At 42.2% G+C, this 21,861-nt stretch carries 18 protein-coding genes; 7 read left to right on the top strand and 11 right to left on the bottom strand.

Annotation, left to right across the window (positions count from 1 at the left end):
* Nucleotides 1-158 precede the first annotated feature (158 nt).
* The gene (locus VK664_RS13160) at nt 159-785 is read right to left on the bottom strand and encodes a T9SS type A sorting domain-containing protein (RefSeq protein ID WP_461399130.1); all 627 of its coding nucleotides are present in this window, start codon (nt 783-785) and stop codon (nt 159-161) included.
* Between the two features lie 149 nt (nt 786-934).
* On the opposite strand from VK664_RS13160, the gene VK664_RS13155 reads away from it, so the two are divergent.
* Together VK664_RS13155 and VK664_RS13150 are read left to right on the top strand one after the other, a co-directional pair.
* Nucleotides 935-1,393 carry a methylglyoxal synthase gene (locus VK664_RS13155; RefSeq protein ID WP_461399129.1) on the top strand — a complete coding sequence of 153 codons (459 nt, stop codon included), beginning with the start codon at nt 935-937 and terminating at the stop codon, nt 1,391-1,393.
* A 110-nt stretch (nt 1,394-1,503) separates the two neighbouring features.
* Complete coding sequence (locus tag VK664_RS13150; RefSeq protein WP_461399128.1) at nt 1,504-3,945, top strand: AsmA family protein; 2,442 nt, start codon at nt 1,504-1,506, stop codon at nt 3,943-3,945.
* Here the strand turns inward: VK664_RS13150 and VK664_RS13145 are convergent.
* Together VK664_RS13145 and kdsB are read right to left on the bottom strand one after the other, a co-directional pair.
* The gene (locus VK664_RS13145; protein ID WP_461399127.1) at nt 3,942-4,853 is read right to left on the bottom strand and encodes an ROK family protein; all 912 of its coding nucleotides are present in this window, start codon (nt 4,851-4,853) and stop codon (nt 3,942-3,944) included. The genes VK664_RS13150 and VK664_RS13145 overlap by 4 nt on opposite strands.
* Nucleotides 4,854-5,004: 151 nt before the next feature.
* Nucleotides 5,005-5,751 (bottom strand): 3-deoxy-manno-octulosonate cytidylyltransferase, encoded by a 747-nt coding sequence (gene kdsB, locus VK664_RS13140; protein WP_461399126.1) that lies wholly within the window; start codon nt 5,749-5,751, stop codon nt 5,005-5,007.
* 345 nt (nt 5,752-6,096) lie between these two features.
* Here kdsB and VK664_RS13135 point away from each other — a divergent pair, with 345 nt between their 5' ends.
* From VK664_RS13135 to VK664_RS13115, 5 genes are all read left to right on the top strand, one after another.
* Nucleotides 6,097-7,545 carry a circularly permuted type 2 ATP-grasp protein gene (locus VK664_RS13135; RefSeq protein ID WP_461399125.1) on the top strand — a complete coding sequence of 483 codons (1,449 nt, stop codon included), beginning with the start codon at nt 6,097-6,099 and terminating at the stop codon, nt 7,543-7,545.
* Between the two features lie 63 nt (nt 7,546-7,608).
* A complete protein-coding gene (locus VK664_RS13130) occupies nt 7,609-8,544 on the top strand; it encodes an alpha-E domain-containing protein (RefSeq protein ID WP_461399124.1) in 936 nt (311 codons plus the stop codon).
* A gap of 96 nt (nt 8,545-8,640) precedes the next feature.
* Nucleotides 8,641-9,609: a transglutaminase family protein gene (locus VK664_RS13125; RefSeq protein WP_461399123.1), complete on the top strand. Its 969-nt coding sequence runs from the start codon at nt 8,641-8,643 to the stop codon at nt 9,607-9,609.
* Nucleotides 9,610-10,078: 469 nt separating this feature from the next.
* Nucleotides 10,079-10,240, top strand: coding sequence for a hypothetical protein (locus tag VK664_RS13120; protein WP_461399122.1), 162 nt, complete (start codon nt 10,079-10,081; stop codon nt 10,238-10,240).
* A gap of 5 nt (nt 10,241-10,245) precedes the next feature.
* Nucleotides 10,246-10,872: a hypothetical protein gene (locus VK664_RS13115; RefSeq protein WP_461399121.1), complete on the top strand. Its 627-nt coding sequence runs from the start codon at nt 10,246-10,248 to the stop codon at nt 10,870-10,872.
* 214 nt (nt 10,873-11,086) lie between these two features.
* On the opposite strand, the gene VK664_RS13110 is transcribed toward VK664_RS13115, so the two are convergent.
* The 8 genes from VK664_RS13110 to VK664_RS13075 form a co-directional block, all read right to left on the bottom strand.
* Complete coding sequence (locus VK664_RS13110; RefSeq protein WP_461399120.1) at nt 11,087-11,905, bottom strand: sterol desaturase family protein; 819 nt, start codon at nt 11,903-11,905, stop codon at nt 11,087-11,089.
* A 26-nt stretch (nt 11,906-11,931) separates the two neighbouring features.
* Nucleotides 11,932-12,372, bottom strand: a complete 441-nt coding sequence (locus VK664_RS13105; RefSeq protein WP_461399119.1) for a putative signal transducing protein — start codon at nt 12,370-12,372, stop codon at nt 11,932-11,934.
* 107 nt (nt 12,373-12,479) lie between these two features.
* Complete coding sequence (gene dnaN / locus VK664_RS13100) at nt 12,480-13,595, bottom strand: DNA polymerase III subunit beta (RefSeq protein WP_461399118.1); 1,116 nt, start codon at nt 13,593-13,595, stop codon at nt 12,480-12,482.
* 193 nt (nt 13,596-13,788) lie between these two features.
* Nucleotides 13,789-14,304, bottom strand: coding sequence for a regulatory protein RecX (locus tag VK664_RS13095; protein WP_461399117.1), 516 nt, complete (start codon nt 14,302-14,304; stop codon nt 13,789-13,791).
* A 172-nt stretch (nt 14,305-14,476) separates the two neighbouring features.
* Nucleotides 14,477-15,607, bottom strand: a complete 1,131-nt coding sequence (locus VK664_RS13090; RefSeq protein ID WP_461399116.1) for an efflux RND transporter periplasmic adaptor subunit — start codon at nt 15,605-15,607, stop codon at nt 14,477-14,479.
* A 20-nt stretch (nt 15,608-15,627) separates the two neighbouring features.
* Complete coding sequence (locus tag VK664_RS13085) at nt 15,628-18,891, bottom strand: efflux RND transporter permease subunit (RefSeq protein ID WP_461399115.1); 3,264 nt, start codon at nt 18,889-18,891, stop codon at nt 15,628-15,630.
* 8 nt (nt 18,892-18,899) lie between these two features.
* On the bottom strand, nt 18,900-20,300 hold the full coding sequence (locus VK664_RS13080; protein WP_461399114.1) for a TolC family protein: 1,401 nt from the start codon (nt 20,298-20,300) through the stop codon (nt 18,900-18,902).
* A gap of 154 nt (nt 20,301-20,454) precedes the next feature.
* Nucleotides 20,455-21,447, bottom strand: coding sequence for an alpha/beta fold hydrolase (locus tag VK664_RS13075; protein WP_461399113.1), 993 nt, complete (start codon nt 21,445-21,447; stop codon nt 20,455-20,457).
* Between the last annotated feature and the right edge of the window lie 414 nt (nt 21,448-21,861).

Below are 21,861 nucleotides of genomic sequence, written 5' to 3'. Positions count from 1 at the left end.
CCTGGGATAGGTCTAAAAAAAAGAAGGGGCCTGAATAAAAATTCAACCCCGTTTTTAAAATCCAATATCCTATGAAAAACCGATGTAAAAATACAGTCCGGTTTTGATATCTGCAATACTATTTTGTGGTAATATGAGAAATACTTTCGTCGCTAAGGTTAATTCTTTACCAGCCGCTCTTGCACAATCGTATTAGCAAGCCGATTATTCAATCTTAATATATAAATGCCTTTTTCGAGTGTTGAAACATTTATTGTTTGAAGACCCTGGAGGTTCGCCTGCGACAGCCGCATCTTACCCGTAGCATCAATAATTTGTATGTCCAGTGGATTTTCTGAACGAATGATGAGGATGTTATCGACTGGGTTAGGATAAAACTTAAAAGAGATATCCCCTGCTATCTGAACATTCAATGGTTTCGAATAAAACTGCCGGTTATCTTTAGCCGAACATTTTATACGGTAAACATTTTTACCTTTTGCAGGAGATTCGTCAACCCATTCAAACCATGTTGAGATCTGGGCGAGTTTCAAGACGGCCACTACTTCAAATTCTTTACTGTTACAGCTACGTTCAATTGAGAAAAAGTCGGTGAGAGATGAATCAGACAATCTCCAGTTTAAAACAACCCGGGAATTTTCTTTGATGATATGAACCAGGTCTGTTATATAATAGGAAGAGTCCGGGTTATTTACTCCCCGGTCGGGAAGTAAAACACCAGCCTCCTGAGATATGCAATAGAATGCACTCAGGCTTAATATTGAAATTAAGAAGCCTTTGATCATGAATTTAATGGGTAGTAATGGGATGTAGTTATCCACAAAGTTAGTGCCTGAATGTGGAAAACGTTGTATTCTATTGAAAATTATTTTATTACCGTTAATAATTACCCAAAGAAATTTAGCTTTCGCTATCTTTTATAAACTCTGGAACAATGAAAGTGATACGTAAACTCAATCCTCGTAAAACGATTGCACTGGTTGCACATGATAACAAAAAGAAGGATCTGATCGACTGGGCTATGCTTAACAAGATCATCCTTGCGCGCCACGACCTGGTTGCCACAGGGACCACCGGTACACTACTGGAAGACAAACTGGATCGCCCGGTTAAAAAGGTGTTGAGTGGTCCGTTGGGGGGAGACCAGCAAATTGGTGCCATGATCGCCACCGGCGATATAGATATCATGATTTTTCTTTGGGACCCTATGGAAGCACAACCACATGACAGCGATGTCAAGGCTCTTCTAAGGGTTGCCATTGCATGGAATTGCCTGGTGGCCTGCGATCTTTCAACCGCTGACTTTATCTTGACCTCTCCGCTCATGTTGCAGGACTATAATATCGAGGTACCCGACTATTCCGGCTATCTGAAAAGGCGTATCGAGCGCTAAGCGGATGTCGGTGGTCTGCCTTTTGCATATTGAGCTTAAATAACAGAGAACTGTCATCTCGTTAATGCTAATCCGTATAAACAATTGCAGATTCCTCGACAAACAGCGCTTTGAAGAAAACTTTACGATACATACTAAAAGGGACAGGGATATTAATTGGAGTCCTGCTCATATTCTGGCTGATAGTTATTGCCTATGTTTCAATCAATAAAAAGGAGATAATTGCCAAAGTAACCGGGGAACTTAATGAAAGAATGAATGCTACAGTAATCATCGGTGGCCTGGATCCTTCATTTTTTCAAACCTTCCCTTTTTTATCACTCAGGCTTTCGGATATATCGCTTCGGGACTCACTTTGGGATAAGCATCATCATGACTTTCTTAAAGCAGAAAAATTTTTTATCCGCATGAACCCGCTGAGTCTTTTTTCAGCCTCTCCTAAAATCAATAAAATCATTGTTGAAAAAGGATCCATTTATCTGTTTACTGATACAAGCAATTATACAAATGCTTATATCATGAATGCAAAGAAAAAAACTACCCGGAGAGGGTTGAAGCCACCTTTCAATGGTATCGAACTCAAGGAGGTAAGGTTAACTTTCGTGAATCCATACCGGGGTAAGTTGTTTGATTTCGACATAAAAAAACTGGTTTGTGAAGTAGACAGCGAAGATAGCTCAACTGTACTGGGCATAAAAACCGACTTATTTGTACATGATCTCGCCTTTAACACGGATAGGGGCGTTTTTTTGAAAGAGAAACGTGTTGAAGGGAAATTTGCGGTTACACTCGACCAGCAAATAATCTCGATAGACCGCATACTATTAAGACTAGACGGGCAGCCTTTTGAGATTTCTGCCTTGTTTGAATTGGGAACCGACCCGAAATTTAAACTTGATATTGCAAGTAATGAGGCAAAATACCGCGACCTGATCGCCCTGCTGACCGAAAGACTGCAAAAAAAACTCGATACCTTCGGAGTCAGCAATACGCTTGATGTAACCGCTAGTTTAAAAGGAAGCTTACTACCTAAAACTATTCCACTGGTTAATGTGAAATGGACAGTCAAAGGCAGCGATCTTAAGACCCCTGCCGGCGATTTTATGGACTGTTCTCTTGACGGCTCATTCACTAACCAGGCAGATACCTCCCTGTCGAGGAATGACTCAAATTCGGTTATCAGTATAAATTCCTTTAAAGGAACCTGGGAGAAGATTCTCTTGTCTTCGTCTAAATTTCTTGTCACAGACTTGGGTGAACCGAAGATGGCTTTTGATCTGCATACAAATGTTGAACTGAAATACCTCAATGATCTGACAGGTATTGAATCTTTCGAATTTTCAAAAGGCAAGGCGGATGTAAACATCAACTTCAGTGGTCCGGTTATGTCTTCGGATACCGGCCAGACCTTGATTTCAGGGGGAGTTGATATATCCGAAGGCGAATTGACTTATCTGCCAAGAGCCCTGACTTTATCCGGGTGTAAAGGCTCCCTGATTTTTGATAAAAAAGATGTGTATATCAAAGACCTGCGTGCAAACACAAAAAGGAGCGATCTGCTTATTGGTGGAAAGATTGACAACTTTCTTTCGATGCTAAATAAAGTTTCCGAGAACATGCTTATCGATCTGAACATCAACTCATCAAAACTGGATCTGACAGATTTCACTCAAAATCTGCAAAAGCGCCATGTGACGTCAAAGCAAAAAAATACGGCGCGACTTCTTAAGATTGCCAACAAGATTGATAAGATGATAGCTGAATCTGCAATGAAAATTGACCTCTCTGCAAAAAAGGTTCAGTATAAAAAATTTGCAGGAACCAATGTCAAAGCTGCATTAATCCTTGAAAAAGATGATTGGAATCTGAAGAACATTTCTATGAATCATGCGGATGGCACATTTGTAATTGACGGAAAACTTAAGACAAATGGTAGTGACAATCCATTTTCGATAAGAGGCAAAATGGATAATATCGACATAAGCAAGGTCTTCTATTCATTTAATAATTTTTCGCTGGATGGTCTTACAGATAAAAACATTAAAGGTGTGTTAACAGCCGATTTTGACATTGCGGCTTCAATCAATAATAAGTCGGAAATAGTTCCCTACAGTATCCACGGGTTTGTCAATATGAGTTTAAAGGATGGGGCCTTACAGAATTTTGAACCTATGCAGAAAATTTCCAATTCTGTATTCAAAAACCGTGATATGTCTGATATCCGTTTTGCAGAACTTAAGGACAATCTTCAGATTAATGGTACATCTATTACTATTAACAGTATGGAAATACAATCCACGGTGTTAACTATGTTCATCGAAGGTACCTACGACATGAAAGCCGGGCCAGATATGAGCATCCTGGTTCCGCTCAGTAATCTAAAAAAACGGGGATCGGATTTTGAACTGGTGAACAAAGGTACTGATAGTAAAAAAGGCCTGAGTGTCCATTTGCGGGCGCGGTATGGTGATGATGGTAAGGTGAAGATCAGCTGGGATCCTTTTAAAAAGGCCCTGAAAAACAAGGATAAAAAAGTAGCTGCAGTTCCTTAAACTACAAGTGCTGCGGCTCCGAATACACCGGCACTGTCTCCAAGTTGAGGTTTTAAAATCGGAACATCAAGCCGGTTATTAAAGATGAATTGTTTCAACGATTCAAGACCGTCAGTATATACAGAATCAATATTGCCTACACCTCCACCTACAACTATAACATCAGGATCGAGTGTGTTAATAACATTAGATATTGCTTTACCAAAGAAATAGTGAAGTCTTTGCATGGTGTCGGATGCCGCCTTATCAAAACCCTGCTGGTGTCTTTGAGCGATTTCTTTCAATGTGATCATTTGATTGGTAAGGGAACTATAAAATCTCTGAAGCGAAGGTCCCGCCAGCACTTTTTCAACACAACCGGTTTTCCCACAATAACAGATTCCACCGGATTCATCGAGAAAATTATGTCCCCATTCGCCGGCGATGCCATGATGGCCGTTCCAGATCTTACCATTGATGACTATTCCTCCTCCTACTCCGGTTCCCATAATGATTCCAAAAACCATCTTTGCGTCCGGACATTTTTCTTTTACAACTCCCCAGGTTGTTTCTGCAAGTGCAAAACAATTTGCGTCATTTGCCAGTTCGATTGGTATCCCCAGCTTTTCTTCAAGATCTTTTTTTAGCGGCATACCATTAAGTGCCGTTGAATTGGAATTTTTCATCGTTTGGAGTACCGGGTCAAGAACACCGGGAGTGCCTATGCCAAGACGTTCTGCTTTTAAACCGGTCTTTTTTTCCATGGATGTCACCAGGGACACCAACTGGTTCACGATATGGTCATAACCTTTTGCGCCTTCAGTATCAATACGGTTTCGCAGTATTGGTTTAGGGTCCTCGAGTGATGTTATTATAACCCCTTCAATCTTAGTTCCTCCAAGGTCGATCCCCCATAATGGTTTGTTCATTGCTTAGAATTTTATCCTGTTAATTGACGTAAATCCGTTGACTTTTATAATGTTGCCTTTAATACTGGTGCAGTGTGTTTTATTATGCTTTGTATTTTTCCAAATATGCTCCTTAGTAAACTGAAAGATTCTGATTGGTCGTCAACGGGATTTATTTTCCTCCTTGTTTGTCCCCGGTCTTCTCCAACGATTTAATAGCCCTTTCAAGATCTTCCGGTGTATCGATTTCAACACCCATATAATCAACTTCCACCATTTTCAGCTGGATACCATATTCCAGGTATCTCAAACATTCAATTTTTTCAGCCGCTTCCAAAGGAGTAACCGGCCAGGTGGTAAAGTCCATCAGTGCCTGTTTCCGAAAAGCATAAACACCAATATGTTTGTAATAGGTAATGGGGGGTTCTTCGCTACGCGGATAGGGAATCGGACTACGGCTAAACAATAATGAATTATTGTTACGGTCTACCGTAACCTTTACAAAGCTGGGGTTATTAATAAATTCCTTTTCCGTAAGTACCTGCATAAGCGAGGCAACTTTTACCGATGGATCACGGAATTGTTCAATCAGCCTGCGAAGCGGATCCTTTTTGACAAATGGCGTATCTCCCTGTACGTTTATGATCACATCAACATCCATATCAGCCACCGCTTCCGCTATACGATCGCTGCCGCTTTCATGCTCATTTTTACTCATGAGGGCAACACCTCCATTTGATACAATCTCGTCAAAAATGATCTTGCTATCAGTTATCACGGCAACCTCGTCAAATAGCCCGGTCGCAACAGTAGCATCATAAGTATGCCTGATTACCGGCTTATCGCCCAGAAGCTGCATCAGCTTCGCATGAAATCGCGTTGAAGCATACCTGGCAGGGATCATTGCAATTGTCTTCATCCGTTCATTTTTGTTTTTTGGTCCCATCTTTGGCCCCCACCGGCGGGAGAACGCTCTGGAACAATCCATATCAATTGAAATACTTTACATGAACATTTCACATAACAGCATTTCAGGAAAGACTGCTATATAAAGACCGCTATATATGGGGTTGAAGAGGCCTCTCCGATTAAGGCCTGTAAATATCCAGAAAACTTCATTGAATACCTCAAAAAACTTGCCTGGCCTCAAAGATTGGTTATCCTCTTTTGGGTCCGGATCGTTATATTTGTTTAGATCCCGATCGGCCGATAGGGATGCATGAACAACGACTACTGCCATCTTATTTTACCTAAACCGATGGTCATGCAAACAAGCGAACTGCTAAACGGCTATCAACTCGATTCTCAAACCTGGGATGAGATGAGTAGCCTGGGAGGCGTGCGTGAACAATACCGACAGGTGGTTGAGTTCATGAGTAAACTTAGTGTTGAAGAATTAAACAAGAAAGAAGATCTTGCCAAGCGGCTTTTTATGAGCCAGGGCATTACATTTACCGTTTACAGTAGTGGAGAAGGAATCGAAAAAATCTTCCCCTTTGACATCATTCCCCGTATTATTACTGCTGTTGAGTGGAGTTACATTGAAAAAGGCATCAAACAGCGTTTAAAGGCACTTAATCTTTTCCTGAAAGACGTATACAACGATCAGTTCATCATCAATGACGGCATTGTGCCGGTTGAAATGGTGTATAGCTGCCCGCACTATCTTCGCGAAATGCATCGTTTTCCGGTGCCTTATGACATTTATGTTCATATAGCCGGGATTGATCTCATCCGAAACAATGATGGCACATTTTTCATCCTGGAAGATAATCTTCGCACTCCAAGCGGTGTAAGCTATATGCTCGAGAATCGCGAGATCACTAAGCGTATTTTTCCTGATCTGCTACCGAATAATAATGTGCGGAGCGTTATGGATTACCCAAACATCCTGCATAAAAACCTGATGTCGCTTTCGCCGGGTAAGTCATCTGATCCTACAATTGTTTTGCTGACCCCGGGTATTTATAATTCAGCATATTTTGAACATACAACACTGGCGCGCCTTATGGGCGTAGAGCTGGTTGAAGGACGTGACCTTGTGGTAGATAATCACCGGGTTTTCATGAAAACGACCACCGGCCTTCAACAGGTCGATGTGATTTACCGTCGGGTAGATGAAGATTTTATCGATCCGCTTGTCTTCAACCCGGCAAGTGCACTCGGTGTTTCCGGTTTGCTCAGTGCATACCGCAAGGGAAATGTTGCTATAGTGAATGCGCTCGGAAACGGTGTGGCAGACGACAAGGCGATTTATACCTACGTGCCTGAAATGATCCGCTATTATCTGAATGAAGAACCAATCCTTAAAAATGTTCCTACCTATAAACTCGACAACCAGGAACACCGTGATTTCACAATTGGGAATGTTTCCAATATGGTGATCAAGAAAACAAATGAAAGCGGTGGCTATGGTATGTTGATGGGTAATTCAGCAACAGATGAGGAGATCGCAACATATATGAAAGAAGTTTTGAAAGATCCGCGGCAATTCATCGCCCAACCGATCATTTCGCTTTCTTCTGCGCCCTGTTATATGAATAATAAGATGCAGGCAAGGAGGGTGGATCTAAGGCCTTATGCATTGTGCGGACCCGATGGTATCGAGATCGTACCCGGCGGCCTTACCCGTGTAGCACTCCGGGAGGGCTCTATGGTAGTAAATTCATCCCAGGGTGGTGGAAGCAAAGATACCTGGGTGCTGGCTGATTAAATATTTATAGACAATTATGGTTGTGGGCAGACTGAAACTTTCAAAATATATGTTGATTAATATATGCTGAGCAGAGTAGCGGATAGTTTATACTGGATGACAAGATACATGGAACGCAGCGATGGTATACTTCGCATGCTGAAAGTGAATTATGCTTCTTCGCAGGATGAGGGGAAGGACTTTTCATGGAACCCTGTACTTCGTTTATTTACCTACCTGGATGAAGCCGACACCACGGCGATGGAAAAAAATACCCGGGCCGCCCTGAAGTTCATGGTAATTGGAAAAGAAAACCACAACTCGATCCTTAACATCGTGACCAGGGCCAGGGAAAACGCCAGGAGCGTGCAGGATCATATCACCAAAGAATTATGGCAGGCCCTGAATGATTACTATCATGCCATAAAAGATCCGCATGTAGAATGGCTGCTGGAAAAGGATGACCCTATTACAGTGATAGACAACCTGATAAAGAATGGGCTTCTTTATTCTGCCACTTCCGAGGTTACAATGGCGCGTGGTGAAGGGTATTCTTTTATGAATATTGGAAGATTACTTGAACGGGCCATACAATCAGCAGACATTGTGGACGTTAAGGTGAGCAATATTGACAGTGGGTTTTCCAAGGTTTCAGATATCACTTATTGGAAATACCTGTTAATGTCGATCTCAGCTTATGAATTGTATATCAAAACTTACCGGGGTGGCTTTGAATCAAAAAATGTGGTTGAAATGATCATCCTCAATAAAAATTGTCCCAGGTCAGTGATGTATTCACTCGACCATATTCATCGATATTTCGAGCGATTCAGGAATGAAAACAACCTTGACAGCTTTCAAAAGATGGATTTCATGATTGGTAAACTCAAGAGTAAAATCCTGTATTCAACCCCGGACACCATCATGGAGCAAAATCTGCATGAATACCTGTTGGATATTAAAAAGGACCTGCATCAGATAGCGAATGGCCTCAATCAGCATTATTTTGCTTACACTTAAGCGTTATTTTGTTTACACTTAAACATTATTTTGCTTACACATTATCATTATTATTTTGCTCACACTTAAACATCACAAAAAATCTAATATTTAAGAATGCCGCGTTTTAAAATTCACCATATTACAAAGTACAGTTACCAGGTTCCGGTGAGGGACAGTGCAAATCAGATCATGTTATATCCGGTGAAAGATCAATACCAGGATGTTTCAAAACAGGAGTTACATATAACCGGTACGCCACCTGTCGATACCTACACCGACTATTATGGTAATGAAGTTGGATCTTTTATGCATGCCCAGCCGCATGCAGAACTGAAGATTGAATCCAAAATTGAAGTTTTTACTCATAGCAGGGTTATTCCGCAGGATTCACATTCCAAAGAGGATCAGTGGGAGCAACTCAAACGTCTTCGCTCGACAGTGCCTTATATTGATTTCCTCAAGCAGGAGCGCTTTGAATCGCAGTCAGAACTAAAGGAAATTGCCGATAATATCGACAGTAAATCCATCACTCCGTTGCAGGCCTGCATCAGGTTGAATGGCTATGTATACAAAAATTTCAAATATATCCAGGGTGTCACCAGTGTTGAATCAACCGTAGATGAGGTCTGGAAGCTAAAGGCCGGCGTATGCCAGGATTTTGCCCAGGTTTTATCGGTGATGTTGAGGATGATCGATGTTCCTGCCCGTTATGTCAGTGGATATGTTTGTCCTAACCGTAATGGGATGCGAGGTGAGGGTGCCACACATGCCTGGGTTGAAGCCTATATCCCATATTATGGCTGGTTGGGGCTTGATCCAACAAATAACGTAGTGGCCAATGATCTTCATGTGCGGCTCGCCGTGGGCAGAAGTTTTAATGACTGTTCCCCCGTGAAGGGCACATACAAAGGGACCTCAAATCATAAACTTGAGGTGGGAGTTTCTGTGAGTTATGAAGATGGGCATCACCTGGAAGATAAGGCGACCGTATTACGCCCGCACCCGGTAAAGGTAGATGATAACAGCAACTCCTATCGCAGGTACATGGAGATGATCCAGCAGCAACAACAACAGCAACAGTAGCAAATGCAACAATCTGAAAAAATAGTTCCACAATTTTTACTCTAATCTGACTTATGTGCACGTTATTTCGATTTGACCGTTTTTAAAGTGTATATCGAAATAATTAAACTGACGTATCTATTAAATTGCTATTATTTCCTTCCAATATAACTAGCTAGAAAGTACTTAATACTAATATAAGAATTGCGGCTGAATTGATTGTTATATAGAAATCGCTGATTGCAATCAGCATATTGCAATATGAATCAATAATTTCGGGCAGAATATTTCTACTAAAGGTTATTAAGAAAGGTGTATAACTTCTATTCCTTACACTGGTGCGAACGAAAGTTAAAACCCTACATTAGTGGAAATAAAAAAGAGCGGTTGCATCCGCCCTATAAATTATATATAGTGTCAAAATTTATTAATTGTAAATCCATGTAAATGGACTAACCAGGTTTTTATTGGCCAAAAAAACTTTGATTTCATGACACAAATAGCAATCAACCAACAAATCGAAGCAATTAAGAAAGTAACTCAAGAAGCGTTAAAATCTCCTGAAACCGCGTTGAAATTTTTGATTGACGCAGGTATTGTTAAGGAACCACCTGCTAACAATCAAAAACTCCCTGACGAGAAGAAAAAATAACTCCATTGGCATACCATCAACCTTTTCAAATAACAGGTTTTCATAGTTGCGATAGAGAAGTAGGACTGCGTGTTCTTAATGGTAAAGACCAATTAATACAAAGCGATAATAAATGGGATTGGCTGGGTGGTGGCGTTTATTTCTGGGAACAAAACCCCGCTCGCGCTTTAGAATATGCGATCGATTGTGCGACCGGTAAGCAAAAGAACAAAATTCCAATCGTAAACCCATTTGTAATTGGTGCTATTATAGAATTAGGTAACTGTTTAAACCTAATTGAGCCGAGTTCAATTAATATAGTAAAAGAAGCACACAAATCATTAGAGGCAATGATGAGGGAGAGTGGTCACCCAATGCCAGTGAACAAAGGTCCGAAACGCTTGTTAGACTGCGCAGTTATCCAATATGTTCATCAAGCAAATAAGAACGAAGGGTTAATACCGTATGATACCATAAGAAGTGCATTTGTTGAAGGTGAGCCTATTTATTTAGGCTCATATTTTACAGAAAGACTTCATATTGAAATTTGTGTCATCAATAAAGAATTGATAAAAGGGTACTTTCTACCTCGACCCATCGACGAATTCAACCCTTATCTAAATACTGATTTCATTAGTCCTCAACTAAAATAATTTCTGTTCAAGAAGAAACAAGTTGACAATGAAATGGTGTCACTAGTCTTTTGATTTTCCATTTCCTCGGAATATGTATCATTTATAAAAGTCGCAAAAACCTTTACCAGTTGGTCAGCTTTATCTTACTGGTACTTCAATGTTTTTTCGGATTTTTAATACTTATGATCCCCTGCGTCAGCTATTTTTCTTCACTATTCCAATCGTGACGAAATCAATAGTCCGTTTTGATATTTTTATTAAAGGGAATCCGCAATTGATATTTGAGATTCTCATCATCCTTATCATCAAGCACATCCAGCCCATATTTCAGATTGCGGGGATCATCATATGCGAATGTCCCGAAGATGCGATCCCATAATGAGAAAATATTGCTGAAATTTTTATCTGTATAGGGGCGCATATAATGATGATGCACTTTATGCATATTTGGAGAAACAAATATCCAGCTTATAGGTTTATCAAGCCAAGGCGGCACCCTGATGTTTGCGTGGTTGAAATGTGTGAATATCGCTGCAGTACTCCGATAAAGAAAATACATTCCAACAGGTAGCCCAATCAGGAAAGCACCAACAATTGTCGTGCTTTCGCGAAACAGCCATTCACCCGGATGATGCCTTGTTCCGGTAGTGACATCTACCTTTGTATCGCTGTGATGGATCATATGGAACTTCCACATGAACTTCACTTTATGCATGATATAATGTGGGATATACTGGCCAAACAAGTCCATAAGAAAAAGACCAAGCAGTATTCCTGACCAGAGTGGTAGTTCGAGCCAGTTAAGTAAACCAAAATCGTTTTTCGTTACCCAGTCACAAACCCATATGGTGACTGCACCAAAAATAAGATTCAGCAATACAGTAGTTCCAAGAAATACCAGGTTTGTCCCTGCATGTTTATAACGTTTCCATGAAAAAGTAAATAGCGGGTAATAACCTTCAATCAACCAAAAGAAAATCATTCCACCAAGCAGGATCACCATCCTCTGCCAGGTAGCAATATGCTCCCAAAAATTCATAAAATCTTGCATAACAGGCAATCTGTTGTATCAGTAATTTACGATTTTTCCGGGGTTATTTTTTCGTCTTCTTCCAGGACTGGAATTTGTAATTCACTGAATTCATTGCCACAGTCATAGCAATGATAAATTCCTTTTGATCCCGTACCATAAGTTCCGGTGAATTTATCAACGATGCTTTTGAACCAGTTTCGGCTTGTTTCGGGCTCTATGAGAAATTTAACTTTTGTAGATTGACATTTAGGGCAGGCTCCGGCTTTATTGTATGCTTCTTCAAACCCGTTTATGAGTTGCAATGCACGGTCGAGCTGTTCTGTAATGACCATCAGTTTAATGCCACCTATCGCATTAGAGATAATCGGATCTATGGTCACTGTATGTTCATCCTGAAGATATGCTCTTATCCCTTCCTGATCCAGGCGGGACAGGATCATATTTGCGGGAATATAATTATCGTATGATCTTACCTGGGTGAACATTGATTTAACTTAAATACAAAAAGTCAGGATTCAAAAAATTTGATTTTGCATCCTGACTTTCAAAATTATAATTAAATAATACAGTGGAAATGTTAATTGCCCAAATACTAATTGTTCAGCATAAGTGGCATCACCAGCATCATCAGTTCCTCGTTCTCTTCCTGCTCGGTCGGTTTTATGATCCCGGCTTTAGTAGAGGTTGATAATTCAACATATATTTCCGGGGTATCCGCAGCATGAAGCAGTTCAATCAGGAATTTTGCGTTGAAAGCGATTTGGAGATCTTCGCCATCATACTGGCATTTCATGCGTTCATTGCCCTCAAAGCTAAAATCCACATCCTGTGCTGCCAACTGTAATTCACTACCCTGGATATTCAGGACAACCTGGTTAGTACTTTTATTACTGAATATGCTCACACGGCGCAGCGCACCCTGGAAATCATTCTTATTAACGGTAAGTTTATATGGATTGTCTGCAGGTATTACGACTTTATAATCCGGAAAACGGGCATCAATGAGCCGGCAGCTCATCTGTGTGGTGCCATGTTTCACAAAAAGGTGATTGCTGTTATAGCTGATCGTTAACTCATCATCATTGTCAGGCATCGCCGTTTTCAACAAGTTGAGCGGTTTTTTTGGAACGATAAGCGTATCCGTTTTCGGGCAACTTACATCGGTTCTTTTATATCTCACCAGCCTGTGAGCATCCGTGGCAACAAATTGTATACCTTTTTTGTCCATTTCAAAGAATACACCGGTCATTGCCGGGCGCAAATCATCGTTTGAAACGGCAAAAAGTGTTTTATTAATGGCAGTAACCAAACCCGATGAGGTGATCGTAAACGAAGTCGTTTCGTCAGAAACCGGTTCCTTGGGAAAATTGTCCGGGTTTTCTCCCATCACCTTATATTTCCCATTGTCGCTGGTAATTTCTATTCCAAAGTTCTTATCGATATTGAAAGTGAGCGGCTGATCAGGGATGTTTTTCAATGAGTCGAGAAGGATCTTTGCGGGAATACAAACGCGGCCATTATCCTTGGCTTCTATCTCCATTTCAATTTTCATGACGGTTTCAAGGTCAGTGGCCACAACAGTCAGCTTATTTTTTTCGATTTCGAACAAAAAATCTTCCAGGATCGGCAGTACGGTATTCGCATTGATTACCCCACTTATTTGTTGGAGTTGTTTCAATAATGCCGAAGAAGAAACGATAAACTTCATCTTACAATTGGTTTGGAGCGAAACTACTGATTTTTAGCATATCACGGGATGGTGTTAAGAACTTAAACACTATGTGCAAATCCTTGAGTGATGCCTGCGCGCATTTAATTATGAAGCTCCTCATTACATGTTTGTGTATTATTTCCGGGACAGGCTGGATTTATCGAGATAATTTGGACTGATGTACTGAATCTTACTTTTTCCCAATAGTCCGAACCACATCATTGATAAGATCTCTTTCGTACCCTTTTTGCAATAAATAATCCTGGACCTTCTTCTTTTTTACCAATATATTTTTCTCGCTTGACAGCGATTCAAGTTTGTCTTCGCTCAATTTCTGAAAAATCTTATCATAATCATCCAGGTCTATTTCTTTAAGGCCTTTTTTGATATTATAAGGGCTCACTCCTTTTTTCTTAAGTTCATAAGTGATCTTGATCTTACCCCATTGTTTCATCCTGAATTTTCCACCGGCAAACTGCTGCGCGAATCGTTCTTCGTTAAGATAATTTTCCTCGATTAAACGGGAGATTAATTCCTCTACCTGCGTTTGCCAGAGGCCAAGTGAATATAATTTGTCTTTCACTTCACTATGGCATCTTTCCTGGTAACCGCAATAATATTTGAGTTTTTCAAAGGCCTGTTCTATCGAAACAGATCCCTTTTGCTTTTGAGTGAAATGAGTATTCTTTTTATTCTCGTCGAACATTGACCCGGACTAAGTTAGTAACTGGTAAAGTTAAATGAATAGCCAATGTTTTGAACAGTGTAATACATCATTTACCCGGTGTTTCACCCCTGGGTTATGCTAAGTCAACCCCCTATCGGAGGTTGGTGGTGGAACCCTTTCATAATTCATAACTCATAATTCATATCTCTCTTTAATGGGCTACTGTTTTCAGGTTTTTTATTACTGAGCCGTTACGGATTTCTTCGTTGGCTTGTTTAACTATGAGATCTCCGGTGGAGAGGTCGCCGGATATCTCCGTCTGCCCATTCAACTCACGGCCACGGGTAACTGATACCCATTCAGCCTTGTTATTGCGGATGCGGATCACAAAAATCTTTTCCTGTGAATTTACTATAGCCGTCCTGGCAATTATAAATGAGCTATCGCGCGCGGGCATGGGGATATCTACCTCGGCAATCATGCCGGGTAAAAGCGTTTTAGCAGAATTTGATACATCCATCTCCACTCTTTCGGAACGAAGTTTTAAATCCAGGGCGCCGGCAAGGCGCGCAATTTTTGCCCTGAACTTTTCATGCGGCATCGCTCTTACAGTGAAATTTACTTCATCGAGGTTTCGAAGGTAACCTGTGTAGGCCTCAGGAACTGAAACGATAAGCCGCAATTTGTCCTGTTGCTGCAGAGTAAACAAAGGAAATTCTGAGCCTTTCCCGGATGGTCCCACATATGCACCAGGCTGGATGTTCCTGGTGGTAATGACTCCATTGAAAGGCGCCCTGATCTCAAGATATGAACGGGTAATTGTTACTTCCTTTAAAGCAGAACGGGCTGCCTCGAGCTGAGCCATATCGGAGTTTTTCCGGGCGGCAGCCTGTTCCAGGTCATTGGGGGAAATGGTTCCAGGTGTTTTACTCGTTTCGAATAACCTGTCGTAATTTGATTTGCTTGCCTGGTAGATTGCTTCCTGCGACTTTACCCTCGATTCAGAAGCCGCAAGACGTGTACTGATTTCAGGAGCATCCATAGTTGCAAGCAACTGGCCGGTTTTAACCTGGCTTCCTACATCAACAAAAAGTTGTTTTACAAAACTTACCTCCTTCGCATACAGATCTACCTGCCGGTATGCGATCAACTCACCGGGACTGCGGAATGAGGTGGATATTTTATCTTTTTTCAATGCGAGTACTTCATAGGCTGGTGCATCTACTTTCGTAGGTGCCTTATTAATTTCAGCCTTCCCTTCAGAAGACCCGCAAGAGCTACCCAGGCTGACAAGGATCACCACCAGCGATCCCATCTTTATAAATTCTAAAACTTTGTTCATCATTTGCAGTTATAATATTTTTAAGCCTCTTTTCCAGCATAGAAACGGCTCTCTTTATCCTCGGGATCGAGAGACACAGATACAATACTTGTTTTTTTCTGAACCCATGAAAATATCAATGGCAACACGATCAGTGTAGCAAAGGTAGATGCAATTAAACCACCAATAACAGCCCTTGCCAGAGGAGAAGCCTGGTCGCCGCCTTCTCCAAATCCAGCCGCCATCGGGATCATTCCCACCACCATCGCGAGTGTGGTCATTATTATCGGGCGGATGCGGAGAGAGGCTGCTTCTTTTGCAGCGCCGATTGCATCACCTGAAATTCTCCGTAAATGCTCTGCGTTGGTAATCAGCAGCACCGCGTTGGCAATCGAAACTCCGACAGACATAATGATACCCATATAAGATTGCAGGTTCAAAGTTGAGCCAGTGAGCTTAAGCATTATTAGAGCCCCAAGTACTACCGCCGGGATCGTTGTGAGGATCACAAATGAAACTTTGAAAGATTGGAAATTTGCCGAAAGCATCAGGAAGATCACAATGATTGCGACCATCAATCCTGATTGCAGGCTATCAAGCGTTTCGGTAAGCACTGTACTCAAACCAATTGTTTCCATAGTCACACCTCTTGGCAAATCGCCCAGATTACGGATAGCTTCGTTTACCGCCGCAGTTGCAGTTCCAAGATCAACTTCATGCAGGTTAGCAGTTACGGACAGAATCGGCACAGAACCAAGGTTATCATTTTCGCCATATGTTGTATCAGGAGTGATGGTAGCAACATCGCTGAGTACTGGTCTTGAAACGTTTCTAAGGATAGGTATCTCACCTATGCTCTCAACACTTGTCATCTGGTTCTCCGGCACCTGCACCTGTACACTATAGGTCAGGTTTGCCTTTTCATCGATCCATTGATTTTTTTCTGTATACCTTGAAGAAGAAGTCGATGCAATTAATGACCTGGAAATATCTGTTATATCAACTCCAAGCTGCGAAGCACGAATGCGGTCGATGTTTATGTTGAACGATGGATATTTGATGGATTGTGCAATCTGAATATCTCTCAGGTAAGAGATCTTTTTTAGTTCAGCCATCAGCTTATAGGCATACTCTTCGTTTGTTTTTTTGGCCCTGCCGGCTATCCTCACCTCAATAGGTGTTGGCGAACCCTGGCTTAGGATTTTATCAGTCAGCTCGATGGGTTCGAAAGATAAGCTGACATCAGGCATCACTTCCTTCAGCCTTTTTCTGAACCTTTCTTTCAAAGCATCCATATTTTCATGGAAACCTTCAGCCAAACTAACCTGCAGAACTGCCTCGTGCGGGCCACTCATGAAAAGGTAGATCGGGCTAACTGAAAATAAGGCCGGGTGAGCACCAACATAAGCTGAAGTGATTCCTATATTCTCTTTGCCAACCAGTCCTTCCAATTCTGTAATCGCGCGGACCAGTTTTTCCTCTGTCCGTTCTATCCGCGTTCCATCCGGTGCACGAAGCCGGAGTTGAAACTGACCTGAGTTTACTTTTGGAAGTACGTCGCGCCCGGTATTGGCTAAAAAGTATATAGCTGCACCAATAGCGAGAAGCAGGTATGCAGAAACGATAATTGTTTTAAAGGGCATCATCCTGTTAATGAACCTTAAATATCTTGCGCGCAAACGTTCGAATGGACTAAGCTTTTTCTTGCTATCAGCCGGGTTTGCTGCATAAATTGGTAACCCTGCATCATCCGTTGCCACAATGGGGCTATGAATAGCATCATCTCCTGCCGGATTAACACCCGCAGTTTTTCCTCTCTTCCGTTCATGTTTATTGCGCATGATCCAATTCGCCATGATCGGTACAAAAGTTTGGGAAAGCAGGTATGAAGTGATCATTGAAAATGCAATCGCAAGCGCAAGTGGCAGAAACAATGAGCCGGGGATACCGGTCATCGTAAATGCAGGTGCAAATACTGCCAGGATACAAAACAGGATCAGCAACTTTGGAAATGCGATTTCCTTACAGGCATCCCAGACTGCGAGCGCCTTAGGTTTACCCATATCGAAGTGCTGGTGTATATTTTCAATCGTCACCGTCGACTCGTCAACCAGGATTCCAATGGCAAGTGAAAGACCGCTGAGTGTCATGATGTTTATAGTCTGTCCAAATAATTGAAGGAACAAAACGCCGGCAATAATAGAGGCCGGGATGGTCAGTATAACAATCAATGCACCGCGGGCATCACCCAAAAACATCAAAACCATCAACCCGGTCAATATCGCACCGATGGCCCCCTCAATCATCAAGCTCTTGACAGCATTCATTACATAGGCCGACTGGTCAAATTCATAAGACAATTTTACATCTTCCGGTAACAAAGCCTGGAAACGTGGAAGGCTCGCTTTAAGATTCTGGACCACTTCCCAGGTGGAGGCGTCAGCAGATTTTGCAACATTCAGATAAACCGATCTTTTGCCATTAACGAGAGCATAGCCGGAAGTTTGATCCGCACCATCTTCAACAACTGCAACATCCTTCACATAAAGATTTTGTACTCCTCCTTTAAAGAGCGGGATGTTTTCAAAGTCTTTGACAGTTTTGATAATTGTGTTGGTTGGAGTGAAATAGTTATAATCCCCGATCCTCACATTTCCTGATGGCGTGGTTTGATTATTTACTTTCAGTGCTTCTACCAGCTGATCCGGTGTTAGGTTGTGCGAACGTAGTAGATCAGGGTCTGCTTTAATCAGGATGGAACGAACGTTTCCACCAAAAGGTGGTGCCGCAACAAGACCCGGAATAGAGGTAAACGACGAACGCACATAAACGTTCGCCATATCTGCCAGCTCATTGTTTGACCTGGTGGGACTGCTCAACACAAGCTGGCCAACAGGAAGTGTTGAAGCATCAAAACGGATGATAAAAGGCGGGTTTGATCCCTGGGGGAATACGGCCTGAACCCGGTTACAAAAAGCTGAAAGTTCCCCCGCGGCCTGGGCCATATCTGTGGAAGGATAAAAGGTCAGCTTCATGAGGGTGAGACCCAGGATATTTTTGGTTTCGATTGACTTGATCCCATTCACAAAAAGAAGGATGTTCACGTATTGTTTGCCAAACAAAGCTTCCATTTGGGTGGGTGTATATCCACCGAATGGATGCGAGATATAGATCACCGGCAAATTCATAGCCGGAAAAATATCTACCTTGATGTTGCGAACAGCATTCATCCCGAAAAACAATATCCCGGCCACGAGTACCAATATGCTGATCGGTTTACGAAGCGCACTTTTTATTAATCCCATAATTCAGATCAGTTCTTTTTCAATCCGTTAATGAACATTTGGAAATCGCCACTTGCTGCCGCTTTTAACAGGAAAGCCTGCCACACATTATTATTAGCTATATCACGATCGGTTTCAGCACGGTTCAGTGTATATAAAGCCTGGGTGACGTCAACGAGATTAGTTAGACCATTTCTATAAAGAACAGTCCGTTGCAGAAATGCATCAGAGGCTGCTTTCACTTGCAACGGAGCTTCCATGTAGCTAGCAACGGCATTGGCGATTTTTGTCTCAGATAATGCCAGCTGGGCCTGAAGTTGCTGACTGGTCAGTTCAAACTCATCGCGCAGTGCAGCAGAAACAAAATTTTGAGAGGCAACCTGCTGACTCACCCGAAGCGGGTTGGTAAGGTTCCAGGTAACACCAATTCCTACGAGATAGTTTGATCTTACCGGTTCAATTCCTTTCAGATAATTCTGGTTGAATGCCGTTTGATCCTGTGCATAATTTGATGCAAAGCCGGAACCCCTGGTCTGCAAAACACTGAACATAGAAAACACGGGCAGGCTAAGTTTCCTGAGATATTTTGTCTGAGCATCACTCACTTCAATTCTTTTCCGGTACCATTCAAGTATCGGATGAGTTTCCTGGTTTGGAACCGTTGATTGAAGTACCTCGGGTAGGCGGGTGATGAAAACTGTGTCCGCCTTTAGTTCTCTGCCGGGAATGCCCATCAAAACGGCCAGCCTGTTTGCCATTTCCTGTTCAGTATCTTTTGACCTGATGAGTTGCAACCTTGCACTTGATAACTCTGCGTTCGCAAGTGAAGAATCTACCCCGGCTATCAGACCGTTTTTTGCCCTTGCTGTGACAACAAGTTTAAAAGTATCCGCCCGTACAAGATTGTTTTCCCATGAACGGGTAAGCCTTTGCGCGGCAAGTAAATTAAGGTACGCGCCCGCAACCCGCACCTGGTGTTGAAATAGCTCCTGTTGATAATCCGCTTCTTCTCTTTCGACTGCTTTGCCGGCCACTTCAATTCGATTCCTGACCCGGCCAAATGCAAAAAAGTCCCAGTTAAGATTGGCAAGATACAGGGCTCCAAAAGCCGCGTTCCAATTCTGGCTGGGCAATGGAAGGCCTGAAGATGCGACGGCGAATCCCCCAAAGCCATATAGGGGACCGTTTTGTCCATTTACAGTTCCGTAGTCCTGCTGTGCTGCCACCGTCAGATTGGGAAGAGCTTCACGACGGCTTTGTTTTTCGTTGGCCCTGGAGGCCCCGAGATAATTTTGTTTTGCTTTTATCGTGCGGTAATTGGCGATGGCCGTCTGCAACGCTTCTTCCATCGTAATCACTTGCGACTCTGCTGCGTTATAACCGGCTATAAATCCCAGTAAACACAAACACTTCATTTTAATACTACTCATGAATAATCAGATAATCCTGCAATTTTTTTTGCAATTGTATATAATCTTTTAACTATGGAAGCAGGCCGTTGCGCGGGATATAGAGAACATCAAATTTAATAATAACAGATTCAGGAACCTATTAAAAATAATCGGGAGATTTTTAATAATTGGCTTATTTAACCAGGAATTTCAGCAGTGCAGTTCTGAACCGATCGTAAGCCTCTATATGGGGAAGGTGTCCGACATTATCAAGTTCAACAAGCCTTGAAGACGCGATTTGCCGGGCTGTCTGCCTGCCTAGTTTAGGATAATTACCCAATGATTCCCGGATCTTTGCGGGCGCATTTGCTTTACCAGGAGCAGTCCGGTCACGCTGGCCAATAATCAGCAGCACTGGCATAGAAAGATTTTTGAATTCATAAACCACAGGCTGAGTAAATATCATATCATAGGTAAGCGCTGAGTTCCAGGCAAGCAATGAATAATTCCTGTTTTTGGTCCATCCTGCAAGTATGCCAACCCACTTCTCATATTCGGGTTTCCACTTGTTATTGTAATAGTTTGTGAGCTGGTACTGTTTAATCGATTTATAGTTTTGTCTCAATTCAGCCTGGTACAGGTAATCTACTGAAGTATATGGAATAGAGAGCTTCCAATCTTCCAGTCCAAGTGGGTTTTCAAGTATTAGCTTATCGGTCATCTCCGGATACATAAGCGCAAATCTCGTTGCCAGCATTCCGCCCATGGAGTGGCCAAGTACAATGACCTTTCTGATATAAAGGGTATCGAGGATTGCGCGGGTGTTTTGAGCAAGCTGCTGAAAACTATATTGGTAATGTTCGGGTTTGGTAGATTTGCCAAACCCGACCTGATCGGGCATTATCACGCGGAATCCCATTGCTGAAAGGTCCCTTGCGGTCTGCTCCCAGTAGGCTGCACAAAAATTTTTTCCGTGTAACAAAAGAATCACTTCCCCTGTCGGTTCCTGTCCCTCAAGATCCATATAAGCCATCCGGAGTGACTGTTGCTGTGAGTTCAGAGAAATATATTTCACCGGAAAAGGATATTCAACATTTTCCAGGTTTATGTCGGCAACGAAGGAGCTGTCCTGTGAAAAGCATGAATACGACGAGACAAGGAAACACGTGATCAGGAGGAGTCGCATAACGATTATTTGAAAATGAAGATAAGATTTCAAATAGTGAGCCATCAAAGTATCCTATTCTTATGTATCGAAATACATGGTCTCGATTAGCACTTTTATGCGACAATTTTATTGCATTCCTTCGCTCCGTTGGGAGCGGGATTGTGCCTTTTTGCGGCTGTGCCCCGTGGTTAATACCTTTGCTCATGTCCCGCACGTGCGGGATTGTCTCCGATCGGCTTTTTTGCCCTGATCAGCTTTGTTAGGGTTTCTTCAAGTGCTGGTTGCAGTATCGCCCTGATCGGCTTCAGTAACTCCGACCACGGTACGAAGGCCGCGCAAAGGCACAATCCCGCTCCCAACTCGCTCATCCACTTGGGGGAATATCATACCAGTCATAACAATTCTTACGAGTCCTATATAGCAGGCTTCGTT

The organism is Flavitalea sp. (assembly GCF_035489435.1).
Classification (GTDB): domain Bacteria; phylum Bacteroidota; class Bacteroidia; order Chitinophagales; family Chitinophagaceae; genus DATHKG01.
The sequence above is the reverse complement of the archived record's forward strand: the minus strand, read 5'-3'. Positions and strand labels throughout refer to the sequence as shown.